General features: G+C 56.8%; 5 protein-coding genes. All 5 read left to right on the top strand.

Going from position 1 to position 7,113, the window contains the following annotated elements:
* Window positions 1-229: 229 nt before the first annotated feature.
* The 5 genes from PMX72_RS10050 to PMX72_RS10030 all read left to right on the top strand — a co-directional run bounded on the left by PMX72_RS10050 (window position 230) and on the right by PMX72_RS10030 (window position 6,966).
* Complete coding sequence (locus PMX72_RS10050; RefSeq protein ID WP_022094949.1) at window positions 230-1,240, top strand: LacI family DNA-binding transcriptional regulator; 1,011 nt, start codon at window positions 230-232, stop codon at window positions 1,238-1,240.
* A 183-nt stretch (window positions 1,241-1,423) separates the two neighbouring features.
* The gene (locus PMX72_RS10045) at window positions 1,424-2,806 is read left to right on the top strand and encodes a family 43 glycosylhydrolase (protein ID WP_035137642.1); all 1,383 of its coding nucleotides are present in this window, start codon (window positions 1,424-1,426) and stop codon (window positions 2,804-2,806) included.
* 45 nt (window positions 2,807-2,851) lie between these two features.
* Entirely contained in the window at window positions 2,852-4,303 is a 1,452-nt protein-coding gene (locus PMX72_RS10040) for a PTS transporter subunit EIIC (protein ID WP_052044095.1), read from the top strand.
* Window positions 4,304-4,402: 99 nt separating this feature from the next.
* A complete protein-coding gene (locus tag PMX72_RS10035; RefSeq protein ID WP_271729642.1) occupies window positions 4,403-5,845 on the top strand; it encodes a glycoside hydrolase family 32 protein in 1,443 nt (480 codons plus the stop codon).
* Between the two features lie 266 nt (window positions 5,846-6,111).
* Entirely contained in the window at window positions 6,112-6,966 is an 855-nt protein-coding gene (locus PMX72_RS10030; protein WP_271729641.1) for a DegV family protein, read from the top strand.
* The last annotated feature ends 147 nt before the right edge of the window (window positions 6,967-7,113 follow it).

Below are 7,113 nucleotides of genomic sequence, written 5' to 3'. Positions count from 1 at the left end.
GCTCCGCTGCGCGCTTCGCGCGGCGGAGCCCTTTGCGTCCTGCGGAAATGTTTTGGAAAGTAACCCAAAGCGGCCCGGCGGGGGTCCTGTGTAGTCACCCTTTAGGCGGAACTCTCCTAATTATTTGGATGAGTCGTTTACTTACTTGTGCTGTTACCGTCTTCCCGCTGTTGTTGGGGTATGCTTTGTTCGTATGTAAACGTTTGACATGTTGATGGGGGAGGGTGCTATGGCTCGCGAGGGCGCTCGTTCTAAGGATTCTGCTAAGCCTGGCATCAAGGAAGTTGCAGCGGTGGCGGGGGTTTCGCCTACTACGGTATCTCGCGTGCTTAATAATCGCGGCTATATTAGCCAAGAGACCCGCGATAAGGTCCATGCCGCGATGGAGCGCATCAACTATACGCCCAACGATATCGCCCGTGCCATGCTCAACGGTCGCCTGAATCTTATCGGTATGATCGTTCCCTTTGTGAGCAGCCCGTTCCATGCTCAGGTTGTGCAGGCGGTCGAGCGCACGTTAGCGGAAAACGGCTTTAAGATGTTGCTGTGCAACAGCGCCAATCGACCCGATCTTGAGCGTTCCTATATTGACATGCTCCGCCGCAATATGGTCGACGGCGTCATCGTCAACTCCCTCAATATCGGTGCCGAGGCATATGCCGAGATGGGCTTGAGCCTGGTTGGCATCGACTGCGATCTTGGCGAGGGCTCTGTCCAGATTGCAAGTGACAGCTATGGCATTGGCGAGCTCGCCACGCGCCGTCTGATTGATGACGGCTGCAGGCGTATCCTGTGCCTGCGCAGCAATAGCCGCATGCGCATGCCTGCCAATAAGCGTACCGATGCCTACCTCGATGTTGTTGAGCAGGCCGGTTTGTCCGCGCTTGTCCGTGAGGTTGAGTTCGTTAAGCCCGACGACGAAAAGGGCGCGGTCGTTGCGAAGATCCTCGATGAGAACCCCGATATTGACGGCATCTTTGCGGGAGACGATACGATGGCGGCCATCTGTCTCAACGTGATGAAGCAGCGCGGCTTGAGCGCTCCAGACGATATTAAGGTCGTGGGCGCGGATGGTGCCCGCCGAACTATGACGTTTATGCCTGACTTAACAACCGTACGTCAAGATATCGATCGCATCGGAGAGCTCGCGGCGCAATCCATCATCGCTCTTATTAACGGCGATAATCCCGAATCGAATATCAAGCTCCCCGTTGAACTCATTGAGGGCAAAACCGCGTAGTTCATCCCGTGCCAAAAGAATTCCTCAAACGCCTCTGATGACCGTTCGCCGGCATATGTCAACCGTTTACCGACGACTGGAACTGCGAAAAGACGTATTGGTATGAAAACGTTTGACATATGAAAACGATTGACATATCTTGCCATTGTACCGAGTTAGTATGTCGTGGAAAGGAAGTCTCGGATGCACAAGGTGTATTACCAGCCTGAGGGAATTTGGGTAGGCGACATCATGCCGTACGGCGAGGACGGCACGTTCTATCTCTATCATCAGCGTGACACGCGTAACCCCGAACCTTTCGGAGAGCCGTTTGGCTGGGCACTCGCTACGACCAAGGATTTCGTCAACTACAAGGACTTTGGCGAGAGCCTTGAGCGCGGCGGCGACGAGGAAGTCGACCAGTACATTTATGCCGGCACGGTGTTTAAGGTGGGCGACAAGTACCATGCGCTCTACACTGGTTGCAATCGCGATAAGGTCCGCGCACGTTTGATGAAGCAGGTTCTTCTTCACGCAACGAGCGACGACGCCGTCAAGTGGGAGAAGAACATCGCCGAGACGCTGCTTCCGCCCCAGGAGGGTTACGATGACCGCAACTGGCGCGATCCCTTTGTGCTTTGGGATGAGGAGAACGAAGAGTACATGCTCATCCTCGGCACGCGTGTGGGCGAGGACAAGCGTCTGATGACCGGCCGCCTGGTCAAGTTCACCTCCAAGGATCTGACCAACTGGGAGTTCCAGGGCGACTGGTGGAACCCGGGCCTGTACACCATGTTTGAGATGCCTGATCTCTTTAAGATGGGCGACTGGTGGTACCTCGTCTTTTCCGAGTACAGCGACGGCAACAAGACCCGTTACCGCATGTCCAAGTCCATCAACGGTCCTTGGATTACCCCCGCTGACGACTCCTTCGACGGCCGCGCGTACTACGCCGCTCGCACCGCATTCGATGGCGAGCGTCGCGTTCTCTTTGGTTGGGTTCCTACGCGTGACGAGGGCGGCGACCCCAGCTCTTACCTATGGGGTGGCACCTTTATGCCCCTCGAGATCGTTCAGCGTGCCGACGGAACGCTCGGCACCAAGCTCCCCGACAGCATGCTTGGCGCCTTTGGCGAGGCTAAGGCAGTCGAGACCTTTGAGCTTTCCTGCGAGTCGGGCAAGGTCGAGCAGGTGCTCGCCGCAGATGCCGGCTCCACCTACTTGCTCGATGCCGACATTGAGCTCGGCGGTAACGCTGCCGGCTTCTCGGTCAAGTTCGCCGAGGACGCCGAGACCGGTCTTGCCTATGAGTTCCGCGCCAACCTGCGCGAGGGCAAGCTCGAGTTCACGCCGGCTCCCCAGTACCCGTGGTTCCAGGTCAACAACATGGGCCTCGAGCGTCCGTTGTTCTTTAAGGGCGAGGGCACTCACCATGTGCGTCTGGTCGTCGACGACGACATCGCGACCATCTTTGTCGATGACGTTGCGCTCAACGCTCGCTTCTGCAACAAGCAGGGCCAGGGTGTGGCGCTTACCGTCACCGACGGTGCGCTCAAGTGCGCAAACGCAACGATCGCGTCTCTGTAGCGGCAACGAACCGTTTTATGATTTAGAAAAGGAATGGAGAGGAACATGGACTACAAGGCAGTGTCCCAGCAAGTCGTCGACAACGTCGGCGGACTGGAGAACATCGAGGGCGCCACGCATTGCGTGACCCGTCTGCGTCTGGTGCTCAAGGATACGAGCAAATACAACAAGGCCGAGCTCGAGAACATCGATGGCGTCAAGGGCGTGCTGTACAACAGCGGCCAGCTCATGATCATCTTCGGTACCGGTACCGTCAACAAGGTTTACGATGAGTTTATGGCTCTGACGGGCGTTAAGGAGATCAGCGCTTCCGAGGTCAAGGGCGCCGAGGCGGACAAGAAGGGCAAGTTCTTCTCGGTCCTCAAGGTATTCTCGGACATCTTTATCCCCATCATTCCCGCCTTCGTCGGCGCTGCAATCATCATCGGCCTTAAGTCGCTGATCGTTGCCAACGGCCTCTTTGGCATGGAGGGCAGCCTCGCCGATCACAGCGAGTTCCTCAAGAACCTCGCAAGCTTCTTTGCCATTATCGCCACCACGTTCGACTACCTGCCTGTCCTGGTTATGTACAGCGCAGTCAAGCGTTTTGGCGGTAACCCGATCCTGGGCATCCTCGTCGGTATCGTCATGGTTCACCCGAGCCTTATGAACCGCAACACGTTCGTTATGGACCCGACGGGTGCTGAGTACTGGAACTTTGGTCCGCTCTCCATTCCCATGGTTGCTTTCCAGGGCGGCGTGTTCCCTGCAATTCTGACCGCCTGGTTTATGGCCAAGGTCGAAAAGATTGCCCAGAAGTACATCCCCGAGGTCGTTTCGTTCGTCTTTGTCCCGACCGTTACCCTGATTCTTGCTAACGTCGCCCTGTTCACCGTGTTCGGCCCGCTCGGTAACCTGATCGGTGACGTCCTCGCCGGCGTAATCGATATCCTGTACAACAGGATGGGCGTCTTTGGTGCCTTTGTCTTCGCCGCGTTCCTGCAGCCGCTCGTCGTTACCGGTACGCATCAGTTCATCCAGGGTATCGAGGCAAACCTTGTTGCCACGACTGGCTTCAACTACATCCAGGCCATCTGGTCGGTTTCCATCATCGCCCAGGGCGGCGGCGCCATCGGTATGTACCTCATTCACAAGAAGCACTCCAAAGAGCGCAACATCTGCATGTCGTCCTTTATCCCGACGCTGGTCGGAATCTCCGAGCCCGCTATCTTTGCTGCAAACATGCGCTATTCGATCATTCCGTTCATCTGCGCATGCATCGGTGCAGGCTGCGGCGGTGCCTTCGTCAAGCTCTTTGAGGTGCGCGCTATCGGTCAGGGTCTGACCGGCGTGCTTGGCCTGCTCATCGTCACGCCCGAGACCCTCGTGTGGTATGTGGCTGGCAATCTCATCGCCTTTATCGTGCCAATCGTCTTGATCTTTGCCTACAACAAGGCAAAGGGCGTGCCGACCACCGATGAAGAGGGCGCTGGCGCCGGCTTTGATGTCAGCTTCTAATCCAGATCCGTCAAGGTAATGTACGGGTTGACCTGTTGGAGAAGGGCGTTTGGCTCGCATGGGCCGGGCGTCCTTCTCCTCTTCAAGAAGGACGATTGAATGTTCGATCAAAAACATAGGGTGACGCGCTCGGACTACGAGCTGTGGCGTGCCGGGCAGGATGAGACTGCGGCTCGCATCGCGGCTGACCCCGATAGACTTCTGTTCCATGTGGAACCCGAGCTTGGCTGGCTCAATGATCCCAACGGTTTGGTGCAGGTTGGTGATACATACCACATCTATCACCAATACGATCCGTTTGATGCCGCACACGGCGGACCGGTGCTGTGGAATCATCTGACGACGAAGGACTTTGTGACGTACGAGAACCGCGGTCCCGCACTATTCCCCGATTCAGATTTAGACTCGAGCGGTGCGTATTCGGGGTCTGCATTTATGCACGACGGCAAGATTCACTACTTCTATACCGGTAACGTCAAGCATTTTGACCGCGATGATTATGACTATGTGCTGACAGGGCGCGACCAAAATCAGATTCACATGGTTACCGAGAACCCCGATAAATTGGGGGAGAAGCACATAGCTGTTGGTCCGGTCGATTACCCCGACGATATTAGTACGCACGTGCGCGACCCCAAGATCCTGGAGCACGACGGTATCTACTATATGGTTCTTGGTGCTCGTACGAAAGACGACCGCGGTTGTGTGCTCGTCTATACCTCGCACGATCTTGAGTGCTGGAAATATGCGACGCGTATCGAGCTCGGCGAGAAGTTCGGTTTTATGTGGGAGTGCCCCGATCTGTTTGAGCTTGATAGCGAGCTTATTCTCGTCTGCTGTCCGCAGGGCGTGCCCGCCGATGGTTGGCGTTACCAAAACCCGCATCAGTGCGTGTGGTTTCGTATTGAGGCCGATTGGGAGGCGCCTAGCTTTAAAATCGCCGGGCAGGGTATGCCTCCGATGGTCGATGCGGGTTTTGACTTCTATGCCCCTCAATCATTTGCAGATGCCGACGGTCGACGGATTATGATCGGTTGGGCCGGCTGCCCCGATGCAACGGCTCAAAACCCGACGGCGGAACGCGGATGGCAGTGCGCGCTTACCGTGCCGAGGGTGCTGAATATGCGCGACGGTAAGCTCTGTCAGTGGCCCGCGCGCGAGGTTGAGCAACTGCGCAAGGAGCGTGTTTCGGTGACCGCCGGAGAGACCGTCGGCTCTCCTGGTCGACTGTTTGATGCCGTCGTGTCGTGCCGGGGGACGAAGTCCATTGAGCTGGAAGTTCGTGAGGGCGTTGTCGTGTGCTTTGCCAACGGAATGCTCACACTTGATATGGGCGATGAGGGCTATGGACGCGACGAGAGGTCGGTTGAGCTCGACGAGCTTTACTGCCTGCGAGTCCTTTCGGATGCCACGATGCTCGAGGTATTTGTCAACGACGGCGAGGTTGCGCTTACGAGCCGCACCTATTCGTTTGCGGCGCCGGCGATGCAGTTGCGCGCCGAGGGCGACGCCTCGATGGAGTTTTACCGTCTGGCTCGCTAGCCGAATTGTGAGTGACCATAGCGTTTTGGATACACGGGCTTTCTTGGTGGCTACCACTTATCGCGTATAGCTACCGTTTGCGGAGTAAGTAACACTCATTACTAAACCGTGTAGAATCTCAGGCAAGCACGGAGTATTTCAGGGAGACGCTGTCCTTTGTTGTGGCGAAGGGCGGCGTCTCTCTGGTGCTTGGGAGTCGTTGTTCAATTGGGCGGCGAGCGTGCGCGTGTAATACATAGCCAACGTCGAGATGGGTCGTGATGATAATGGGCAAGTACGTAATCGTGGTTGAGTCTGGTTCGGATGTGACGCCGGAGCTCTGCGAGCGCTACGGCATCGTGCGTGTACCCATGCATGTCACGATTGGTGACGAGACCGTCGAGGACGGTTCGATCGATCCGCTCGAGATTTACTCGCGCTGTAACGAGTTTGGCGTTATGCCCAAGACCAGTGGCTGCTCGCCTGCGGATTTTGCTCACGTGTACGACCGCATTCATGCCGAGCAGCCCGATGCGACCATTCTGCATCTCGCGTATTCCGAGGTAACAACCTGCTCGCATCAGTCCTCGAAGATTGCAGCCGCGGGGCGCGACTACGTGTTCTCCATGGACACGCGCTTTGTCTCGGTGGGCCAGTCGCTTGTTGCCGTCGAGACCGCCAAATACATCGAGGCTCACCCCGATGCCACCGTTGACGAAATTTTCGCCTTCACCAATTCGGTGATGGACCGCGTGCTGTTGGGCTTTGTCCCAACCGATCTCGCCTTCCTTAAGGCTGGCGGTCGCTTGTCCAACGTCGCGTTCCTAGGCGCCCATCTGCTCAAGATTAAGCCCTGCATCGAGGTGACGGGCGGTAAGTTCGTGGCGACCAAGAAGTTCCGCGGTTCTATGCTCAAGTGCGCCCGTGCCTTTCTTGACCACATGGTTGCGAAGGGCGAGATTGACTACTCACACATTGGCCTGGCGTATTCGGTGGGTCTTTCCGAGGAGCTGCGCGACGACATGGAAGTCTATGCGCACGATCTGGGATTTAAGGACGTTACCTGGACTCAGGTTGGCGGCGTCATTTCGAGCCATTGCGGCCCGACCGCCTTCGGTGCGGTGCTCACGCTCAAGGCGTAAGGCCGGGCGTCTATCGATATCTATTGCCACGGCGGCGGGCGGGTTGCGACAACCTCCCGCCGCTCTTGCGGGCTTATAGGACAAAATGTGTGTCCCGATAGAACATCCGTTTCCATCCATTAATCCAGCCAGAACGGGTACGGGTCC

It is taken from the genome of Collinsella aerofaciens (genome assembly GCF_028207065.1).
Classification (GTDB): Bacteria; Actinomycetota; Coriobacteriia; order Coriobacteriales; family Coriobacteriaceae; genus Collinsella; species Collinsella aerofaciens_AR.
Note: the sequence above shows the minus strand (reverse complement) of the source record. Positions and strands in the feature narration are given on the sequence as shown.

Excerpts from the sequence above, each read along its gene's own strand:
- PMX72_RS10050 (WP_022094949.1), top strand. The coding sequence starts at position 230 with ATGGCTCGCGAGGGCGCTCGTTCTAAGGATTCTGCTAAGCCTGGCATC.
- PMX72_RS10045 (WP_035137642.1), top strand. The coding sequence starts at position 1,424 with ATGCACAAGGTGTATTACCAGCCTGAGGGAATTTGGGTAGGCGACATC.
- PMX72_RS10040 (WP_052044095.1), top strand. The coding sequence starts at position 2,852 with ATGGACTACAAGGCAGTGTCCCAGCAAGTCGTCGACAACGTCGGCGGA.
- PMX72_RS10035 (WP_271729642.1), top strand. The coding sequence starts at position 4,403 with ATGTTCGATCAAAAACATAGGGTGACGCGCTCGGACTACGAGCTGTGG.
- PMX72_RS10030 (WP_271729641.1), top strand. The coding sequence starts at position 6,112 with ATGGGCAAGTACGTAATCGTGGTTGAGTCTGGTTCGGATGTGACGCCG.